The organism is Streptomyces sp. NPDC052064, assembly GCF_055585925.1.
In genome coordinates this window covers 134,998-153,728 of record NZ_JBVJJE010000002.1, presented here as the reverse complement: position 1 = coordinate 153,728, position 18,731 = coordinate 134,998, and the positions used below count along the sequence as shown (strand labels likewise).

Sequence of the window (18,731 nt, the reverse complement as noted above, 5' to 3'; positions counted from 1 at the left end):
CGACGTGATCCAAACGACAGGCCCCAGCTGCGGAATCCGTCCCCGGAGCCACTCGAACATCCGCCCGTCACGGGATAGCCTCGCGCCCATGGCGAACGGTCAGTGGTACCCCCCGGAGTGGCCGGACCGCATCCGCGCCCTCGCGGCCGGCACCCTCACCCCGGTCACCCCGAAGCGCGCGGCCACCGTCATGCTCCTGAGGGACACCGGCACCGGCCCCGCCGTCCACATGCTGCGCAGACGCGCCTCCATGGCCTTCGCCGGGGGCGCGTACGCGTATCCCGGCGGCGGTGTCGATCCGCGTGACGACGACCACCACGTCCGCTGGGCGGGCCCCAGGCGCGCGTGGTGGGCGGAACGGCTCGGCGTCGACGAGACGACGGCCCAGGCGATCGTCTGCGCCGCCGTACGGGAGACGTACGAGGAGGCGGGCGTGCTGCTCGCCGGACCGACGCCGGACTCGGTCGTCGGCGACACCACCGGCGCCGACTGGGAGGCCGACCGTGCCGCCCTGGTCGCCCGGGACCTGTCCTTCGCGGAGTTCCTGGACCGCCGCGGCCTGGTCCTGCGCTCCGACCTGCTCGGCGCCTGGACCCGCTGGATCACTCCGGAGTTCGAGGCCCGCCGCTACGACACCTGGTTCTTCGTGGCCGCCCTCCCCGAGGGGCAGCGCACCCGCAACGCCTCCACGGAGGCCGACCGTACGGTGTGGATCGCCCCGGGCGAGGCGGCGGCCGGGTACGACAAGGGCGAGCTGCTGATGATGCCGCCGACCATCGCGACCCTGCGTCAGCTGACGGCGTACGAGACGGCCGCCCAGGCGCTCGCGGCCGCCTCGGGGCGTGACCTCACGCCCGTCCTGGCCACCGCCCGCCTGGTGGACGGCGAGATCCTGCTCTCCTGGCCGGGCCACGACGAGTTCACCAAGCACATCCCGAACGCCCCGACCGGTGGAGCCACCGCATGACGGACGCAGCAGCCCTTCCCGGCCAGCCTCGCGGCGGGGTCCTCTCGGGGCCCGCCACCGCGCGGGCCGTCAACGTCCTGGCCCCCAACCCGTCGGCGATGACCCTGGACGGCACGAACACCTGGATCCTCGCCGAGCCCGACTCGGACCTGGCGGTGGTGGTCGACCCGGGCCCGCTCGACGACGGGCACCTGCGCCATGTCGTCGCCACGGCCGAGCAGGCCGGCAAGCGGGTCGCCCTGACCCTGCTGACCCACGGTCATCCCGACCACGCGGCGGGTGCCTCCCGGTTCGCCGAACTGACCGGCACGCGCGTGCGGGCGCTCGATCCGGCACTGCGGCTGGGCGACGAGGGCCTGGCCGCCGGAGACGTGATCACCACCGGCGGCCTCGAACTGCGGATCGTCCCGACCCCCGGCCACACCGCCGACTCCCTCTCCTTCCATCTCCCCGCCGACCGGGCGATCCTGACCGGCGACACGATCCTGGGCCGCGGGACGACGGTCGTGGCACACCCCGACGGCCGTCTCGGCGATTACCTGGACTCCCTGCGACGCCTCAGGTCCCTCGCGGTCGACGACGGCGTCCACACGGTGCTGCCGGGCCACGGACCGGTCCTGGAGGACGCCCAGGGCGTCGTCGAGTACTACCTCGCCCACCGCGCCCACCGCCTCGCCCAGGTCGAAACGGCCGTCGAGGACGGCTACCGCACCCCCGCCGAGGTCGTCGCCCACGTCTACGCCGACGTCGACCGCTCCCTGTGGCCGGCGGCGGAACTGTCGGTACGGGCGCAGTTGGACTACCTGGAGGAGCACGGGCTCATCTAGGGCCCGTCAGGGACGCGGCGCTTTGACGCCGTGCACGCGCGCGTACTCCTCGGCGAGCCAGGGACCGAGATCGTCGACGTACGAGACGAGCACGGCGGCGTCCCCCGTCGGCTCGCGCCCCAGGACGGCCGCGGCCCGCATCTGCTCGGCGCGCTGCGGGTAGTACCGGCCGAACGCCCCGGCCATCTCCCGCAGATCGCTGGTCCAGCCGTTCCAGCGAGGCATGACCAGGGTGAAGCCCGTACGCACGAGGTGCCGGGACATGAACCGGACAAGGGGACGGCGGGCCTCGTCGGTGTCGCCGGCCTCGGCGATCCGCCGGCGCCAGCGCGGGAGGAGCAGGGCCAGGTCGCCGTTGGTCTCACGGGCCAGGAGCGTGTCCGGACGGTAGCGCGGCAGCTGCGCGGCGAGGTCCTCGCCCAGCAGCGGTGTGCACAGGCAGGCGACGAACCATCCCAGGTCGTACCGCTCCAGGTCGCTCAGCAGCCGTGCCCGGCTGAACAGCAGCGTCCCGTGCCCGTCGAGCTGCCCGAACTCCTCGTCCAGCGCGGCGCCGAGGGCACGGGCGTCGGCCCGGTCCGCGTCCGTCGGCTCCTCGCGCAGGGCGAGCAGCAGATCGAGGTCGCTGTGCCCCACGCGCGCGGTGCCGCGCGGAATCGACCCGTAGAGGTACGCGCTGTGCAGCCGCGCCCCGAACCCGTCGGTCAGCCACGCCCGGGCCGTGTCGACGACCGGGCGGAAGGCGGCGGGCACGCGTGCGAGGGAGCCCTCCCGGGCGATGAAGCCCTGCGCGTCGAGTCCGGGGCGGTGAACGGTTCCGGCCATGCGGTCACTGTGCCGTGAAGGGGGACGCCGGCGCGTCTCGTTTTCGTGCCGCGTACGCGTCGGGCCCCGTCCCGCGAGGAGACAGGGCCCGACGAGGTACGGTCAGCGGTGCGTGCGCGTCAGCGCGAGCGCTTGGCGAGGCGTTCCACGTCCAGGAGGATCACCGCGCGGGCCTCCAGGCGCAGCCAGCCGCGCTGGGCGAAGTCCGCCAGTGCCTTGTTGACCGTCTCGCGGGACGCGCCGACCAGCTGGGCCAGCTCCTCCTGCGTGAGGTCGTGGACGACGTGGATGCCCTCTTCGGACTGCACGCCGAACCGGCGGGAGAGGTCCAGCAGGGCGCGGGCGACACGGCCCGGGACGTCCGAGAAGACGAGGTCGGACATCGCGTCGTTGGTCTTGCGCAGCCGGCGTGCGACGGCGCGCAGGAGCGCCGTGGCCACCTCGGGGCGGGCGTTCAGCCAGGGCTGGAGGTCGCCGTGGCCGAGGCCGAGCAGCTTGACCTCGGTCAGCGCCGTGGCGGTCGCGGTGCGCGGGCCCGGGTCGAACAGCGACAGCTCGCCGATGAGCTCGCCGGGGCCGACCACGGCCAGCATGTTCTCGCGGCCGTCGGGGGACGTGCGGTGGAGCTTGACCTTCCCCTCCGTGACCACGTACAGGCGGTCGCCGGGGTCACCCTCGTGGAACAGCGAGTCGCCGCGCGCGAGGGTCACCTCACTCATGGAGGCGCGGAGCTCCGCGGCCTGCTCGTCGTCGAGCGCCGCGAAGAGCGGATTGCGCCGCAGAACGTCGTCCACGAGTTCTCTCCTTGTCGACCTGCTCAGGGGCTGTTGCCCCCGCGTACCAAGGCACCGTGGTGCCCATTTTGCCGGACGGTCCAAACAGTGTGATCTGTCACAAGGATGCCGCACACGTGTCCCGGGGTACGCGGCAGGGGTCCAATTGGACGCCGATCTTCGAGGGCCGGGGCAGATGTCGGTGCCGGGCCTTAGGCTGGCCGGGTGTCCAAATCGCCGGTGAGAGCACAGGCCGAGGGGGCTGCGCGGGTGGTTGTACGTCGCGATTCCGCTGTGGGCGAACAGAGCCCCGATGGCGGTAGGAAAACGGCGAAAGCGACAGGGGAGGAGGCGCCTTCCGGGAAGTCGGCGCCGGCGAAGAAGGCGCTTGCCAGGAGGGCCGGGGCCGCGAGTAAGCAGGCATCTGCGATGCAGGCTGCGGCTGTGAAGAAAGCCGCTGCTGCGAAAAAGGCCCCCGCCGCCAAGAAGGTCACCGTCGCGCCCAAGAAGGCCACGGCCCGCCTCAAGGGCACCGCCCCGGCCAGGACCGTCGTCCACCCGCCGAGTGGCGAGTCGCGTACCGCCCTGGTCCGCCGGGCCCGCCGTATCAACCGCGAGCTCGCCGAGGTCTACCCGTACGCCCACCCCGAGCTGGACTTCGCCAACCCCTTCCAGCTGGTGGTCGCCACGGTCCTGTCCGCCCAGACCACCGACCTGCGCGTCAACCAGACGACCCCCGCCCTCTTCGCCAAGTACCCCACCCCCGAGGACCTGGCCGCCGCCAACCCGGAGGAGGTGGAGGAGATCCTCCGCCCGTGCGGCTTCTTCCGGGCCAAGACGAAGTCGGTCATAGGGCTGTCCAAGGCCCTGGTGGAGGACTTCGGCGGCGAGGTCCCCGGCCGGCTGGAGGACCTGGTCAAGCTGCCCGGTGTCGGCCGCAAGACCGCGTTCGTCGTGCTCGGGAACGCCTTCGGCCGGCCCGGCATCACCGTGGACACGCACTTCCAGCGCCTGGTGCGCCGCTGGCAGTGGACCGGTGAGACCGACCCGGACAAGATCGAGGCCGCGATCGGCGCGCTGTTCCCGAAGAGCGACTGGACGGACCTCTCGCACCACGTGATCTGGCACGGCCGCCGTATCTGCCACGCCCGCAAGCCCGCCTGCGGCGCCTGCCCGATCGCCCCGCTCTGCCCGGCGTACGGCGAGGGCGAGACCGACCCGGAGAAGGCGAAGAAGCTGCTCAAGTACGAGAAGGGCGGCTTCCCCGGCCAGCGTCTGAACCCCCCGCAGGCCTACCTGGACGCGGGCGGCAAACCGGCGCCGCCGCTGGGGGCCGGATGAGCTGCCCCACGAGCCCCCCGATCAGGGGATCGCGGCCGTTCACGGAACGATCTCAGGGCCGCCGCGCGTTGGAAGCGGCAGGACGACAGGGGTGGCGATGACGCGGGCGAGCGACACACAGGGCGGGCCGGTGACGGTGAGCAAGGAGGGCCTGCCCGGCTGGCTGGACCCGGTGGTGCACGCCGTGGAGACGGTCCGGCCGCGGCAGCTGAGCCGCTTCCTGCCGCCGGAGGACGGCGCCGGGCGGCAGTCCGCCGTGCTGATCCTGTTCGGCGAGGGCGAGCGCGGACCGGAGCTGCTGCTCATGGAGCGCGCGCACTCCCTGCGTTCGCATGCCGGCCAGCCCTCCTTCCCGGGCGGCGCCCTCGACCCCGAGGACGGCGACCCGCGCGGCGACGGCCCGCTGCGGGCCGCCCTGCGCGAGGCGGAGGAGGAGACCGGCCTCGACCCCTCGGGCGTCCAGCTCTTCGGCGTGCTGCCCCGGCTGTACATCCCGGTCAGCGGCTTCGTCGTCACCCCGGTGCTGGGCTGGTGGCGTGAGCCCAGCCCGGTCGGCGTCGTCGACCCGAACGAAACCGCCAGGGTCTTCACCGTCCCCGTGGTGGATCTCACGGATCCCGCGAACCGTGCCACCACCGTCCACCCCAGCGGCCACCGAGGCCCGGCATTTCTGGTCGAATCGGCACTTGTCTGGGGTTTCACGGCCGGAATCATCGACCGACTGCTGCACTACGCGGGCTGGGAGCGGCCCTGGGACCGCGAGAAGCAGGTCCCGCTCGACTGGCGCGCATGACAGGGTGGCCTCCGTGAACGTGCTGGACATCTTGTTGTTGGTCGCCGCCGTGTGGTTCGCGGTCGTCGGGTACCGCCAGGGGTTCGTCGTCGGCATCCTGTCGGTGATCGGCTTCCTGGGCGGTGGTCTCGTCGCGGTCTACGCGCTGCCCGTCATCTGGGACGCGATCACGGACAACGCGGAGGTGAGCACGACCGCGGCCGTCGTCGCGGTCGTCGTCGTCATCGTCTGCGCCTCCGTCGGCCAGGCCCTCACCACCCACCTCGGCAACAAGCTGCGCCGGCACATCACCTGGTCCCCGGCCCGGGCCCTGGACGCCACCGGCGGCGCGTTGGTCAACGTCGTGGCGATGCTCCTGGTCGCCTGGCTGATCGGCTCGGCCCTCGCGGGCACCACACTCCCGACCCTCGGCAAGGAGGTCCGGAACTCCAAGGTGCTGCTCGGCGTCTCCCAGGCGCTGCCGGAGCAGGCCGCCACCTGGTTCGCGGACTTCTCCTCCGTCCTCGCGCAGAACGGCTTCCCGCAGGTCTTCAGCCCGTTCTCGAACGAGCCGATCACCGACGTGCAGCCGCCGGATCCGGCCCTGGCCGACAGCCCGGTGGCGACCCGCGCCCAGCGCTCCATCGTCAAGGTCATGGGCACGGCCCCGAGCTGCGGCAAGGTCCTGGAGGGCACGGGCTTCGTGTTCGCCGACCGCCGCGTCATGACCAACGCGCATGTGGTGGGCGGCGTCGACGAGCCGACCGTGCAGATAGGCGGCGAGGGCAAGAAGTACGACGCCACGGTCGTGCTCTACGACTGGCGGCGCGACATCGCCGTACTCGACGTGCCGGACCTCAAGGCGCCCGCGCTGCGGTTCACCACCGAGGACGCGGGCAGCGGCGACGGCGCGATCGTCGCGGGCTTCCCGGAGAACGGGGCGTACGACGTGCGTGCCGCACGCGTGCGTGGCCGCATCACGGCCAACGGCCCGGACATCTACCACCGCGGTACGGTCCGCCGCGACGTCTACTCCCTCTACGCGAACGTCCGCCAGGGCAACTCCGGCGGCCCGCTGCTCACACCCGACGGCAGGGTCTACGGCGTCGTCTTCGCCAAGTCCCTCGACGACACCGAGACGGGTTACGCGCTGACCGTGGACGAGATCCAGAAGGACATCACCAGGGGGCGCACCGCCAACCAGCAGGTGGGCAGCGACAGCTGCGCGCTCTAGGAGTGGCGCTGGAGCGGGGCAGCCGACGGGGTCACTCGCGGGGGCGACGCCTCAGTCGCGTGTGTGGCGCAGACGCACGGAGACCCAGCGGGCCCGGCGGCGGAGGATGCGCGGGATCCCGACCCTGGGGTCCGCGGTCGCCATCTGCGGTGCACCGCTTCGCTGGTGGGGGTTCGCACCGCTCGCCGAGCGGCGATTGCGGCTTGCGTCACTGTAGTCGTGCGTCCAGCCCATACCTCGACGTGTGCCCCAGCCCCATGGTCGATAACCGCCGCCGGGGCGCCCAATTGGCCTATGCGCCAGGCAAATGGCCGTTCGTAGTACAAGCGTTCACGGGCGGATACCGGCCGCGGCCATCCGGTCACCGGTCGGGTTCGGGATCCTTCAGCCAGTTGATGAGCTCGGAGGAGAACGCGACCGGGTCCTCTTCGTGCGGGAAGTGGCCGAGGCCGTCGAACAGGCGCCAGCGGTACGGGGCTTCGACGTACTCGCCTGATCCGGCCGCGCTGCGCGTGCGCATGACGGGGTCGAGCGAGCCGTGCAGATGGAGCGTCGGCACGCGCACGGGCCGCTTCATGCGGCGGTTGAACTGGATGCCGTCCGGGCGGGCCAGGGAGCGCACCATCCAGCGGTACGGCTCGACCGCGCAGTGAGCCGCGGAGGGGATGCACATGGCCCGGCGGTAGTTCTCCAGTGCCTCGTCCTCCGGCGGACGCGGCCCGGACCAGTCCTGGATCAGCCGGGCCACGAGCTCCCCGTCGTCGGCGGTGAGCTGCCGCTCCGGGATCCAGGGCCGCTGGAACCCCCAGATGTGTGAGCCGGCGCGGGTCTGCTTGACGTCTCGCAGCATGGCCGAGCGCCAGCGCCGCGGATGTGGCATGGAGGCGACCGCCAGCCGCCGCACCAGCTTGGGGCGCATCGCGGCGGCCGTCCACGCGAGGTACCCGCCCAGGTCGTGGCCGACCAGCGCGGCGTCCGGCTCACCCAGCGAGCGGATGACGCCGGTGACGTCCAGCGCGAGGTTCGCGGGGTCGTAACCGCGCGGCGTACGGTCGCTGCCCCCGACGCCCCGCAGGTCCATGGCGACGGCCCGGAAGCCCGCGTCGGCGAGCGCCACCAGTTGGTGCCGCCAGGTCCACCAGAACTGCGGGAAGCCGTGCAGGAGCAGCACCAGCGGCCCGTCGCCCAGCTCGGCGATGTGGAAACGGGCGCCGTTGGCGGCGACGTCGCGGTGGCTCCAGGGGCCGTCCAGCCGCACGGCCGAAGCCGGTTGTGCCGAAGGTGTGGCGGGATCGTCGGTCATGACGACGAGCGTGCCACAGCCTCGATGGCCTCGGGGACCCGGTCCTGCGCGAGCTCCGGACGCGGGTGCGGCTTGGCCTTCTGCAGGACGCCCGCGGTCTCCTTCATCGACGCGGCGACCTTCTGCGGGCCCTTGCTCTTCTTGGCCTTCTTCGCGAAGACCACGCCGATCAGCACGAGCACGACCGCGACCAGCACGTTCGCCGCGAAGGACAGCAGGAAGCAGATCGCGAGGTTCCAGTCGCTCCAGGTGCGGATGCCGTACGCCAGCGCGAAGTTCAGCATCGGCAGGGAGAACAGCAGTACCGCCCCCGCCATCGAGAAGGCGCCGCCGCTGGTCGCGCCGCGCTTCACGTCCTGCTTGAGCTGCGCCTTCGCCAGCGCGATCTCGTCGTGCACCAGCGCCGACATTTCCGCCGTCGCCGAGGCGAACAGCTGGCCGATGGTGCGTTCGGCGCCGACCGGGCTGCCGTCGGGTGCGCTCATCGCGGTCTCCCTCTTCTGCGTACGGTCCGATTTCCGCGTCTTGTGCCTGACTGGCCACAGTCGTCCGACTGCGTACGGCCTGACTGCGTACGGTCCCGTCTTTTGTACCGTCCCGTCAGATCATGCCGGACGGTGGTGGTCCTCGCCTGCCCCGCCCGGTACTTCGGCAAGCCCGTGCCGTGCGACTGCCTTCTCCTGAGCGATCCGGCGGTGTTCGGCGGCCTTGCGTTCGTAGAGGGCGGCCAGCCTCAGGTGGTACGCCGGGTCGTCCTCCTCGTAGATGTCCGGGATGCCGTCGAGGTCCTCGTCGCGTTCCTCGGCCTCCCACAGGCGGCGGTACTTGGTGTTCCGCAGCTTCAGCAGCACGGTCGCCAGCGTCGCGGCGATGAGCGAGCCCACGAGCACGGAGACCTTGACCGCGCCGGTCATCGTCTCGTCCCCGTCGAAGGCGAGTTCGCCGATGAGCAGCGAGACGGTGAAGCCGATGCCGGCGAGACTCGCCACCGCGAACACGTCCGCCCAGGCGAGGTCGTCGCTGAGCGACGCCCTGGTGAAACGGGCGGTCAGCCACGTCCCGCCGAAGATGCCGAGGGCCTTGCCGATGACCAGCCCGAGGACGACGCCGAGGGTCTCCGGCCTGGTGAACACGTCGACGAGCGTGCCGCCGGACACGGAGACCCCCGCGCTGAACAGTGCGAACAGCGGTACGGCCAGGCCCGCCGACAGGGGCCGTACGAGGTGCTCGATGTGTTCGCCGGGGGAGTGGGCTTCGCCCTCGCGCCGGTGGCAGCGCAGCATCAGGCCGATGGCGACGCCGGCGATCGTGGCGTGGATGCCGCTGTTGTACATCAGCGCCCAGATGACGAGCGCGAGCGGCACGTACACGTACCAGCCGCGTACGCCCTTGCGCAGCAGCAGCCAGAAGAGGCCCAGACCCACGACGGCGCCGCCGAGCGCGGCGAAGTTCAGGTCGTCGGTGAAGAACACCGCGATGATCAGGATCGCGAAGAGGTCGTCGACGACGGCGAGCGTGAGCAGGAAGGCCCGCAGCGCGCTCGGCAGGGACGTGCCGATGACGGCGAGCACGGCGAGCGCGAAGGCGATGTCGGTGGCGGTGGGCACGGCCCAGCCGGCCAGGGAACCGCCGCCGGTGACGTTGGTGAGGACGTAGACGAGCGCCGGGACGGCCATCCCGCACAGCGCGGCGACGACCGGCAGTGCGGCGGCCTTGGGGTCGCGCAGGTCGCCCGCGACGAGTTCACGCTTGAGTTCGATCCCGGCGACGAAGAAGAAGATCGCCAGCAGCCCGTCGGCGGCCCAGTGCGCGACCGACAGATCGAGGCCGAGGGCGGCGGGGCCCAGGTGGAAGTGGGAGACGCTCTCGTAGCTGTCTCGCAGCGCGGGTACGTTCGCCCAGATCAGTGCGGCGACCGCGGCGGCGAGCAGCAGCACACCGCCGACGGTCTCGGTGCGCAGCGCCTCCGCCATGTAGGTCCGCTCGGGGAGGGAGAGCCGGTCGAGGACCTTGCGGGGGGTGGAGGGGCGGGGCGCGGTCACGTGGGAGACCTCCGGTCGGTGGGCAGGGCTGAACGCATGCCGACCAGACTTCCCGGCGCACCATGAAGCAGTTGTTTTTCTCAATCTAGGTAAACATATGGCCGAACGCACCCGGTGATCACCACCGGAGGTGCCGAAGGGGCACTGGCGTGCCGACCGCCGGGTGCCCCTTCGTCCGTCGCGCTATGCCTGTGCGGTGATCAGTCCTCGCTGGGCGCGGCCGGGAGCTTCGCCTGGATCAGGTCCATGACCGTGGAGTCGGTCAGCGTGGTGACGTCACCGAGTTGGCGGTTCTCCGCGACGTCCCGCAGCAGACGACGCATGATCTTGCCGGAGCGGGTCTTGGGCAGCTCGGCCACCGGCAGGATCCGCTTGGGCTTGGCGATCGGGCCGAGGGCGTTGCCGACGTGGGCGCGCAGCTCGGCGACCAGGGTTTCGGTCTCGGTGGCCGTACCGCGCAGGATCACGAAGGCGACGATCGCCTGCCCGGTCGTCTCGTCCGCCGCGCCGACCACGGCCGCCTCGGCGACCGAGGGGTGGGAGACGAGCGCGGACTCGACCTCGGTGGTGGAGATGTTGTGCCCGGAGACGAGCATGACGTCGTCGACCCGGCCGAGCAGCCAGATGTCGCCGTCGTCGTCCTTCTTGGCGCCGTCACCGGCGAAGTACTTGCCCTCGAAGCGCGACCAGTAGGTGTCGATGAACCGCTGGTCGTCGCCCCAGATGGTGCGCAGCATCGACGGCCACGGCTCGGTCAGCACCAGGTAGCCGCCACCGCCGTTGGGCACCTCGTTGGCCTCGTCGTCTACGACCGTGGCGGCGATGCCGGGCAGCGGCGTCTGCGCGGAGCCCGGCTTGGTCGCGGTCACGCCCGGCAGCGGGGTGATCATCATCGAGCCGGTCTCGGTCTGCCACCACGTGTCCACGATCGGGGTGCGGTCGCCGCCGATGTTCTTGCGGTACCAGATCCACGCCTCGGGGTTGATCGGCTCGCCCACCGAGCCCAGCACCCGCAGGCTGGACAGGTCGAACTTGGCGGGGATGTCGTCGCCCCACTTCATGAACGTGCGGATCGCGGTCGGCGCGGTGTAGAGGATCGTCACGCCGTACTTCTGGACGATCTCCCAGAAGCGGCCCTGGTGCGGGGTGTCGGGCGTGCCCTCGTACATGACCTGCGTCGCGCCGTTCGCCAGCGGGCCGTAGACGATGTACGAGTGGCCGGTGACCCAGCCGACGTCGGCGGTGCACCAGTAGACGTCCGTCTCCGGCTTGAGATCGAAGACGGCGTGGTGGGTGTAGGCGGTCTGCGTGAGGTAGCCGCCGGAGGTGTGCAGGATGCCCTTCGGCTTACCCGTGGTGCCCGAGGTGTAGAGGATGAACAGCGGGTGCTCGGCGTTGAACGCCTGCGGGGTGTGCTCGGCGCTCTGCCGTCCGACGAGGTCGTGCCACCACACGTCGCGGCCCTCGGTGAAGGCGACCTCCTGGCCCGTGCGGCGCACGACCAGGACGTGCTCCACGTTGCCCGCCTTCTCGACCGCCTCGTCCACGGCCGGCTTCAGCGCGGACGGCTTGCCGCGCCGGTAGCCGCCGTCGGAGGTGATGACCACGCGCGCGTCGGCGTCCTGGATGCGGGTGGCGAGCGCGTCCGAGGAGAAACCGCCGAAGACGACGGAGTGCGCGGCGCCGATGCGGGCGCAGGCCAGCATCGCGATCGCCGTCTCGGGGATCATCGGCATGTAGACGGCGACCCGGTCGCCGGCCTGAACTCCCAGTTCCAGCAGGGCGTTGGCGGCCTTGGAGACCTCGTCCTTGAGCTCGGCGTAGGTGATGGCACGGCCGTCGCCGGGCTCGCCCTCGAAGTGGATCGCGACACGGTCGCCGTGCCCGGCCTCCACGTGGCGGTCGACGCAGTTGTAGGCGACGTTGAGCTCGCCGTCCTTGAACCACTTGGCGAACGGCGGGTTCGACCAGTCGAGGGTCTCGGTGGGCTCCTTGGCCCAGGTCAGCCGACGGGCCTGCTCGGCCCAGAAGCCGAGCCTGTCAGCCTTGGCCTGTTCATACGCCTCCGCGGTGACGTTGGCGTTCGCGGCCAGGTCGGCGGGGGGTGCGAACCTGCGCTCTTCCTTGAGCAGGTTGGCCAGGCTTTCGTTGCTCACGGCATCTGCCTTTCCCAGGGTGTCCGTTGTGTCCCAGGCCACAGCTCATCAGACCCGGGGGTGCGATGACAAGGGCCGACCACGGATTGGTATAGACCTGTTGGGCGGTGGTCTCGGCGGCCGGCGTCATCCGTACCCACGGACGCCGACCAGGGAAAGTTCAGCCTGTGTAACGCGCGTCACCCATGGGGCGGGGGTGTGGCGTGCGGGCGGTGGGGGTGTGCGGGCGGTGGGGGGTGCGGCCCGGAGGCGGTCGGAGCCGTCGGGCTGTCGGGGCCGCACACCCGTGCACGACACCCGTGCACGCGCCGGGCTCACGCCGTCAGGTCCGCCTCGCGTACGCGGTCGAAGACGCCACCGCCGCCGTCCGTCTCGGTGAGCAGGTAGGCCTCGGCCTCGCCCACGTGGAAGTACATCCCGTGCAGTTCCAGGGTGCCCTTGTCGAGGGCCCGGGCCACCGAGTCGTGGGCGCGCAGGTGCTCCAACTGCTGGACCACGTTGGTCAGGCAGAGCTGCTCGACCGCGTCCTCGGGCGCCCGCCCGGCCAGGCTGCCCCACGCCAGTCTGTCGTCGGCCATGCGATCAAGGCTCGGCAGCCCGTGCCGCAGCCACCGCTTCAGCGGTGTCCGGGCGCCGCCGGGCTCGGAGTTGAGCAGCGCCTGCATGGCGCCGCAGCCCGAGTGCCCGCACACCGTGATGGACCGCACCCGCAGCACGTCGACGGCGTACTCGATCGCGGCCGCCACCGAGTCGTCGCCGCTCTCCTCGCCCGGCCGTGGGACGAGGTTGCCCACGTTGCGCACGACGAAGAGGTCGCCCGGACCACTGGAGGTGATCATCGATGTGACCAGTCGTGAGTCGGCGCAGGTCAGGAAGAGCTGCGACGGCCGCTGCCCCTCACGCGCCAGCCGGGCCAGCTCGCTGCGCACCAGGGGCGCGGTGTTGCGCTGGAACGCGCTGATGCCACGCGCCAGTTCGTGCCTCCTGGCTCTGCCGGTGCCTGCCGGGTCCGGCTCGATGCGGTCCGTCCCGCCCGGGGTGTTCCGGGAAGGGGGAGTGGACTGGGGGCGGTCGCACTGGTGGTTGCGCCAGGGCGTCCAGGGCCGGCAGCGGCAGCCGGTGAGGGCCTGGGGCTCAGTGATGCGGGTGCCGGGGTGCCGGCCGGTGATCTCGACGGTGCCGCCCTGCGCGGTGTGCGTCTTCTGCCAGTCCTGCAACGTCTCGTACGCCGCGTGGTCCATGAACGACCCGTCCAGCTCGACGACGGTGTCGGCCCCGTGGGGTACGAGATGCAGGACCCGGCTGAGCCGTGGCACCGCGAGGAACGTCAACTGTCCTCTGACGTGTACGTGATGGACTCCTTCCGTCTCTTCGTGCGTGATGCCGGTGCGGGTGAGGCGGTGCAGGGCGACGCCCACGGCCATGGCGATGCCCAGCGCCACGCCTTGCAGAACGCCGAGGAACACCACGCCCAGGGTCGTGACGGCGTAGACCCACACCTCTCGGTGGCGCGTCACCGTGCGGATGTGGTGCAGGGACACCATCTGGATGCCGACGGCCATCACCAGGGCGGCGAGCGAGGCGAGCGGGATGAGCTCCAGGAGCGGGACCATCAGCAGCGCGGCGATCACTACGAGAACGCCGTGCAGCATCGTGGAGTTCCGGCTCACCGCGCCCGCGTGCACATTCGCCGAAGTCCGCACGGCCACGCCCGCGATGGGCAGTCCGCCGAGCGAGCCGGAGACGATGTTGGCGGCACCCTGCCCGAGCAGTTCTCGGTCGAGGTCGGAGCGCCGGACGCGGGCGGGCAGGCCCGGGCGGCCGGCCACCAGCTTGTCGACGGCGACCGCGCCGAGCAGCGACTGCACGCTGCACACCAGCGTGGTGGTGAGCACCGCGGCGACGACGCCGAGTACGGGGCCCTCGGGCAGCCCGGCCAAGGCGTGGTTGCTCCAGGACGGCAGGTCGACCTTGGGCAGGCGGAGCCCGGCGAGGGCGGCGGCCGCGCTGGCTCCGGCGACGGCGACGAGCGCGGCCGGGACCTTGCGCAGCAGGCGTCCGGCCCGGCCGGGCAGTCTCGGCCAGAGCAGCAGCAGGGCCAGGGTCAGTACGCTCACCGACACGGCCGCGGGGCGCATGTGCGCCAACTGGGCGGGCAGCGCGCGGAGGTTGTCCGGGACGGAGCTCTGCGGTGTGCCGCCGAGCACGATGTGCAGCTGGGCGACGGCGATGGTGACGCCGATCCCGGCGAGCATGCCGTGCACGATGGCGGGGCTGACGGCGAGGGCGCCACGGGCCACGCGCAGGCAGCCCAGGCCGAGTTGGGCGAGGCCGGCGAGGACGGTGATGGCGCAGGTCGTCCGCCAGCCGTAGCGCTGGATGAGATCGGCGGTGACGACGGTGAGTCCGGCGGCCGGCCCGCTCACCTGGAGCGGGGAGCCGCCGAGCCGTCCGGCGACGAGTCCGCCCACGGCGGCGGCGACGAGGCCGGCCTGGAGCGGTGCGCCGGTGGCGAGGGCGATGCCCAGGGACAGGGGCAGGGCGATCAGGAAGACCGCGATCGAGGCCGACACGTCGGCACCCGCGATCCGGAAGCGGCGGGGGCCGGTGGGCGGCGGACTGTGGGGTGGATGGGTGCGCTCGGTCCGGTTCGGATCGGCGGCACGGGTGGGGACGCAGGCTGACATGTTTTTCCCGTCTCCTCCGGGGCTGCGCGGTCGCGTAACGGGGGCTCCGCGCTCGGGGCGGGGGGCCGGTAGCGGCCGTGGTCACGGCTAAATCGGCGGGATGAATCAACGCTCGGTAAACGAATCGTAATGCAGAGTAAAGGGCAAGCATAGGCATTACGGGCAAATGGGCTAATAAATCACCTCGAAGAGTGAAGTGGCTAGGTGATCGGCTTGTCGTACTAAAACCTTCTCGGTCTCGTGCGAATTTGGCGGCGCTGTCCGCACCCGAGAGAAGGAAGAAGGTGGGCGGAACATGGCCGCCACCCACAGGATCGCCGCGGGCTCCGTGATCGCCGCGGTCTGCGCCGCATCGCTCGCCGGTTGCGGGACCGGCACACCGCGGCAGGAGCCCCCCGCCTCGCCGAAGGCGAAAAAGGCGAAACCGGCTCCGGCACCGAAGAGCGCGGTCCGGCTGATCGGAGACGGCTCCACCGCCTACACCGGCGCGCAACCCCACCTGCCCAGACCCGAGCGGCTGCGGCCCGGCCAGAAACCCCCGCAGTTCGTCGTCTTCTCCTGGGACGGCGCGGGCGAGGACAGCCAGAAGCTGTTCTCGCATTTCCGCGAGGTCGCCAAGGCGAACAACGCGACCATGACCTACTTCCTGAGCGGCGTGTACCTGCTGCCGGACGAGAAACGCGACCGGTACCGGCCGCCGCAGCACTCCCCGGGCCGCTCCGACATCGGTTTCAACGACCGCAGCGGCATCGCCGCCACCGTGAAGCAGCTGCGCCTGGCGTGGCTGGAGGGCAACGAGATCGGTACCCACTTCAACGGCCACTTCTGCGGCAGCGGCGGCGGGGTCGGCGAGTGGTCGGTGCAGGACTGGAAGGACGAGATCGCCCAGGCCAAGCAGTTCGTGAAGACCTGGAAGACCAACACCGGCGTGAAGGACGCGTCCCCACTGCCCTTCGACTACGACAAGGAGCTCATCGGCGCCCGCACACCCTGCCTGGAGGGCCGGCAAAACTTCATGAAGGCGGCCCGCGACCTGGGCTTCCGCTACGACTCCAGTGGCGTCAACAACCAGGTCTGGCCGAAGAAGAAGCACGGCCTGTGGGACGTGTCCATGCAGCTCGTGCCGTTCCCCGGCCACTCCTTCGAGCAGCTGACCATGGACTACAACTTCATGGTCAACCAGTCGGGCACCAAGACCCAGGGCAATCCCGCCATGCACGACTTCTGGGGCAACCAGATGCGCGAGGGTCTGCTCAAGGGCTTCCAGCGGGCCTACGACGGCAACCGTGCGCCCCTGATCATCGGCAACCACTTCGAGTCCTGGAACGGCGGCACCTACATGCGGGCCGTCGAGGAGGTCATCGAGACGGTGTGCACCAAGGAGGAGGTGCGCTGTGTCTCGTTCCGGCAGCTCGTGGACTGGCTGGACGCCCAGGACCCGACGACGCTGGAGAAGCTGCGCACGCTGACGGTCGGCGAGGCGCCGAAGCAGGGCTGGGCGTCCTTCCTCGCGGGCCGGCCCGCCCCGGCGCCGAAGGGCGTGCCCGGGGCTCCGGCGGCGAGGTAGCGGCCCGAGTGAAGATGGCCACTCCGCCGTGGGGCGGGCCCTCGGGGTGCGTAGGGTCGTACTCATGAGTACAGCAGGCGCGACCGCCGACCCTCTCGCGGCCCTGGGGGCGCTGCCCGGGGTGGCCGATTCCGTGGAGTCCGTGCGCAAGTCCGTGGACCGGGTCTACGGGCACAGGATCATGCGGCGCCGCAGCAACGCGATCACCTCCGAGGCGGCCCTGCGGGGCGCCCGTGGCTCGGCGGCGCTGTCCGGCGCGGACTGGGCGCTGGAGGAGGTCCGTCGGCGTACGGACTTCAGCGGCGACGACGAGGCGCGCGCCGTGGGTGCCGCCCTGCGGCTCACCGCGGAGGCGGGTCAGCTGCTGTCCATCTGGCGGCAGTCGCCCCTGCGAGTGCTGGCCCGGCTGCACCTGGTGGCGGCTGCCGACAAGGCCGACCAGGTGGGACGGCCGCGGCAGGAGGGCGAGCCGGTCGACGAGCCGCTCGTGGGGCTGCCGCTGCCGAGCGCGGCCGAGGCGCACGGCCGGCTGGAGGGGCTGGCCGGGCTGATCATCGCGGGCGGCGCCGCGCCGGCGCTGGTCACGGCCGCCGTCGTGCACGGCGAACTCCTCGCGCTGCGTCCCTTCACGTCCCACAACGGACTGGTCGCGCGCACGGCCGAGCGCATCGTCCTGATCGGCAGCGGCCTGGATCCGAAGTCGGTCTGCCCGGCCGAGGTGGGCCACGCCGAGCTGGGCCGCCAGGCCTACCTGGAAGCCCTCGAAGGGTACGTCTCCGGCACTCCGGAGGGCATGGCCGCCTGGATCGCCCACTGCGGCAGGGCGGTCGAACTGGGGGCACGCGAGTCGACGGCGGTGTGCGAGGCGTTGCAGCGCGGAGCGGCGTGACAGCACCACCGGACTGGAAAAGAGATGCGGCGGTACGAGAACTCGTACCGCCGCTGGCATGAGCATCGGGGTACCAAGCGTCCTCGATATATGCCCATCAGGTCGGGAACTTTGCCCGTCCCTGGTGCGGCTGGCCCGTAATCGACGGGTCGACGTCGCGTGGGTGCCCGGTGTTCATGCTCGGTCCGTGGGGCCAAATGCGTAATTAAGGTGATCCTCTCGGATGTCCTTGGTCTCGCGGGCCGTTGAGTCCTTTGTACTCCTGGCCCGGGGCAAGCGGAAGTCCAGACTGCACTTCTTTACTTTTGGGTTCAAACAGGACTTCGGGTCCCTCCAGGTCAAGCGACGTTCGCGCGGCGCCGGTTCGCGTACCAGACGAGGCCGGCGGTGGCCGCCGCGGCTCCTATCGCGGCGACCGCGACGAGCGCCGGGCGCGGCGGTACGGAGAAGCCGGGGATGCGCTGCTTGAGCCGGACCGGACGGTGGAAGTCCAGTATCGGCCAGCCGCGCGCGAGGGCCTCGCGGCGCAGCGCGCGGTCCGGGTTCACGGCATGGGGGCGGCCGACGGACTCCAGCATCGGCACGTCGGTCGCCGAGTCGCTGTAGGCGTAGCAGCGGCTGAGGTCGTACCCCTCGGACGCGGCCAGCTCCCTGATGGCCTCGGCCTTGGTCGGTCCGTACGCGTAGTACGCCACCTCGCCGGTGAAGCAGCCGTCGTCGCCCACGACCATGCGGGTCGCCACCACGCGGTCCGCGCCGAGCAACTCGCCGATCGGCTCGACCACCTCCGCGCCCGACGTGGACACGATCACGACGTCGCGGCCGGCGGTGTGGTGCTCCTCGATGAGGGAGGCGGCCTCGTCGTAGATGATCGGGTCGATCAGGTCGTGCAGCGTCTCGGCGACGATCTCCTTGACCTGCTGCACGTTCCAGCCGCGGCACAGCGCGGACAGGTACGCGCGCATGCGCTCCATCTGTTCGTGGTCGGCACCGCCGGCCAGGAAGACGAACTGGGCATATGCAGTTCGCAAGACGGCCCTGCGGTTGATCAGACCGCCTTGGTAGAACGACTTGCTGAACGTCAGCGTGCTCGACTTAGCAATGACCGTCTTGTCCAGGTCAAAGAAGGCCGCTGTGCGGGGCGACGAGTGGTTTTCCACGCCCTTGAGCATAGGGGCAGCCCATTCGGCGTAAGGTGGGGCGCGTGGGTTTGCCTGAGAGGGCTCTCGGGTACACCATGGAAGTCACGGATCGTTCGCGACCGTGCTAACCCGGCCCGACTCCTCCCCCCCCGAGTCGGCCGTGGGGACGACCCCCGCTCTCCCCCCCGGCGGGGGTCGTCGCATGT

General features: G+C 71.2%; 16 protein-coding genes. 7 read left to right on the top strand and 9 right to left on the bottom strand.

Annotated features, from left to right (window positions below):
• Positions 1 to 88 precede the first annotated feature (88 nt).
• Positions 89 to 967 carry an NUDIX hydrolase gene (locus ACZ6TU_RS05280; protein WP_469546794.1) on the top strand — a complete coding sequence of 293 codons (879 nt, stop codon included), beginning with the start codon at positions 89 to 91 and terminating at the stop codon, positions 965 to 967.
• Positions 964 to 1,794 (top strand): MBL fold metallo-hydrolase, encoded by an 831-nt coding sequence (locus ACZ6TU_RS05275; protein ID WP_467674941.1) that lies wholly within the window; start codon positions 964 to 966, stop codon positions 1,792 to 1,794. Before ACZ6TU_RS05280 ends, ACZ6TU_RS05275 begins: the two co-directional genes overlap by 4 nt.
• 6 nt (positions 1,795 to 1,800) lie before the next feature.
• On the opposite strand, the gene ACZ6TU_RS05270 is transcribed toward ACZ6TU_RS05275, so the two are convergent.
• On the bottom strand, positions 1,801 to 2,619 hold the full coding sequence (locus tag ACZ6TU_RS05270; protein ID WP_467674943.1) for a nucleotidyltransferase: 819 nt from the start codon (positions 2,617 to 2,619) through the stop codon (positions 1,801 to 1,803).
• 119 nt (positions 2,620 to 2,738) lie between these two features.
• A complete protein-coding gene (locus ACZ6TU_RS05265) occupies positions 2,739 to 3,413 on the bottom strand; it encodes a Crp/Fnr family transcriptional regulator (protein WP_010031945.1) in 675 nt (224 codons plus the stop codon).
• Positions 3,414 to 3,686: 273 nt separating this feature from the next.
• Here ACZ6TU_RS05265 and nth point away from each other — a divergent pair, with 273 nt between their 5' ends.
• The 3 genes from nth (at position 3,687) to ACZ6TU_RS05250 (ending at position 6,739) form a co-directional block, all read left to right on the top strand.
• Entirely contained in the window at positions 3,687 to 4,733 is a 1,047-nt protein-coding gene (gene nth, locus ACZ6TU_RS05260) for an endonuclease III (RefSeq protein WP_467674945.1), read from the top strand.
• A gap of 97 nt (positions 4,734 to 4,830) precedes the next feature.
• Positions 4,831 to 5,526, top strand: a complete 696-nt coding sequence (locus ACZ6TU_RS05255) for an NUDIX hydrolase (protein ID WP_467674947.1) — start codon at positions 4,831 to 4,833, stop codon at positions 5,524 to 5,526.
• Between the two features lie 13 nt (positions 5,527 to 5,539).
• Positions 5,540 to 6,739 carry a MarP family serine protease gene (locus tag ACZ6TU_RS05250; protein WP_467674949.1) on the top strand — a complete coding sequence of 400 codons (1,200 nt, stop codon included), beginning with the start codon at positions 5,540 to 5,542 and terminating at the stop codon, positions 6,737 to 6,739.
• Between the two features lie 51 nt (positions 6,740 to 6,790).
• Here ACZ6TU_RS05250 and ACZ6TU_RS05245 read toward each other — a convergent pair whose 3' ends face one another.
• From ACZ6TU_RS05245 to ACZ6TU_RS05220, 6 genes are all read right to left on the bottom strand, one after another.
• Complete coding sequence (locus ACZ6TU_RS05245; RefSeq protein ID WP_399167200.1) at positions 6,791 to 6,973, bottom strand: hypothetical protein; 183 nt, start codon at positions 6,971 to 6,973, stop codon at positions 6,791 to 6,793.
• A gap of 127 nt (positions 6,974 to 7,100) precedes the next feature.
• A complete protein-coding gene (locus ACZ6TU_RS05240; RefSeq protein ID WP_467674951.1) occupies positions 7,101 to 8,042 on the bottom strand; it encodes an alpha/beta fold hydrolase in 942 nt (313 codons plus the stop codon).
• Complete coding sequence (locus ACZ6TU_RS05235; RefSeq protein WP_467674953.1) at positions 8,039 to 8,527, bottom strand: phage holin family protein; 489 nt, start codon at positions 8,525 to 8,527, stop codon at positions 8,039 to 8,041. Before ACZ6TU_RS05235 ends, ACZ6TU_RS05240 begins: the two co-directional genes overlap by 4 nt.
• A gap of 120 nt (positions 8,528 to 8,647) precedes the next feature.
• Complete coding sequence (nhaA, locus tag ACZ6TU_RS05230; protein WP_467674955.1) at positions 8,648 to 10,084, bottom strand: Na+/H+ antiporter NhaA; 1,437 nt, start codon at positions 10,082 to 10,084, stop codon at positions 8,648 to 8,650.
• Positions 10,085 to 10,284: 200 nt separating this feature from the next.
• A complete protein-coding gene (gene acs, locus ACZ6TU_RS05225) occupies positions 10,285 to 12,240 on the bottom strand; it encodes an acetate--CoA ligase (protein ID WP_467674957.1) in 1,956 nt (651 codons plus the stop codon).
• Positions 12,241 to 12,554: 314 nt separating this feature from the next.
• Positions 12,555 to 14,927: a bifunctional SulP family inorganic anion transporter/carbonic anhydrase gene (locus tag ACZ6TU_RS05220; protein WP_467674959.1), complete on the bottom strand. Its 2,373-nt coding sequence runs from the start codon at positions 14,925 to 14,927 to the stop codon at positions 12,555 to 12,557.
• Positions 14,928 to 15,222: 295 nt separating this feature from the next.
• On the opposite strand from ACZ6TU_RS05220, the gene ACZ6TU_RS05215 reads away from it, so the two are divergent.
• Both ACZ6TU_RS05215 and ACZ6TU_RS05210 read left to right on the top strand, forming a co-directional pair.
• A complete protein-coding gene (locus tag ACZ6TU_RS05215) occupies positions 15,223 to 16,494 on the top strand; it encodes a polysaccharide deacetylase family protein (RefSeq protein WP_467674961.1) in 1,272 nt (423 codons plus the stop codon).
• Positions 16,495 to 16,558: 64 nt separating this feature from the next.
• Complete coding sequence (locus ACZ6TU_RS05210) at positions 16,559 to 17,383, top strand: Fic family protein (protein WP_467674963.1); 825 nt, start codon at positions 16,559 to 16,561, stop codon at positions 17,381 to 17,383.
• Between the two features lie 338 nt (positions 17,384 to 17,721).
• Here the strand turns inward: ACZ6TU_RS05210 and ACZ6TU_RS05205 are convergent, their stop codons facing one another.
• A complete protein-coding gene (locus ACZ6TU_RS05205; RefSeq protein ID WP_467674965.1) occupies positions 17,722 to 18,555 on the bottom strand; it encodes an HAD family hydrolase in 834 nt (277 codons plus the stop codon).
• Positions 18,556 to 18,731: the final 176 nt, after the last annotated feature.

Bases quoted from the DNA above. Each gene is read 5' to 3' on its own strand.
- ACZ6TU_RS05205 (WP_467674965.1), bottom strand. From the start codon at position 18,555: ATGCTCAAGGGCGTGGAAAACCACTCGTCGCCCCGCACAGCGGCCTTC.
- ACZ6TU_RS05210 (WP_467674963.1), top strand. From the start codon at position 16,559: ATGAGTACAGCAGGCGCGACCGCCGACCCTCTCGCGGCCCTGGGGGCG.
- ACZ6TU_RS05245 (WP_399167200.1), bottom strand. From the start codon at position 6,973: ATGGGCTGGACGCACGACTACAGTGACGCAAGCCGCAATCGCCGCTCG.
- ACZ6TU_RS05220 (WP_467674959.1), bottom strand. From the start codon at position 14,927: ATGTCAGCCTGCGTCCCCACCCGTGCCGCCGATCCGAACCGGACCGAG.
- ACZ6TU_RS05280 (WP_469546794.1), top strand. From the start codon at position 89: ATGGCGAACGGTCAGTGGTACCCCCCGGAGTGGCCGGACCGCATCCGC.
- ACZ6TU_RS05240 (WP_467674951.1), bottom strand. From the start codon at position 8,042: ATGACCGACGATCCCGCCACACCTTCGGCACAACCGGCTTCGGCCGTG.
- ACZ6TU_RS05255 (WP_467674947.1), top strand. From the start codon at position 4,831: ATGACGCGGGCGAGCGACACACAGGGCGGGCCGGTGACGGTGAGCAAG.
- ACZ6TU_RS05270 (WP_467674943.1), bottom strand. From the start codon at position 2,619: ATGGCCGGAACCGTTCACCGCCCCGGACTCGACGCGCAGGGCTTCATC.
- ACZ6TU_RS05275 (WP_467674941.1), top strand. From the start codon at position 964: ATGACGGACGCAGCAGCCCTTCCCGGCCAGCCTCGCGGCGGGGTCCTC.
- ACZ6TU_RS05215 (WP_467674961.1), top strand. From the start codon at position 15,223: ATGGCCGCCACCCACAGGATCGCCGCGGGCTCCGTGATCGCCGCGGTC.
- ACZ6TU_RS05235 (WP_467674953.1), bottom strand. From the start codon at position 8,527: ATGAGCGCACCCGACGGCAGCCCGGTCGGCGCCGAACGCACCATCGGC.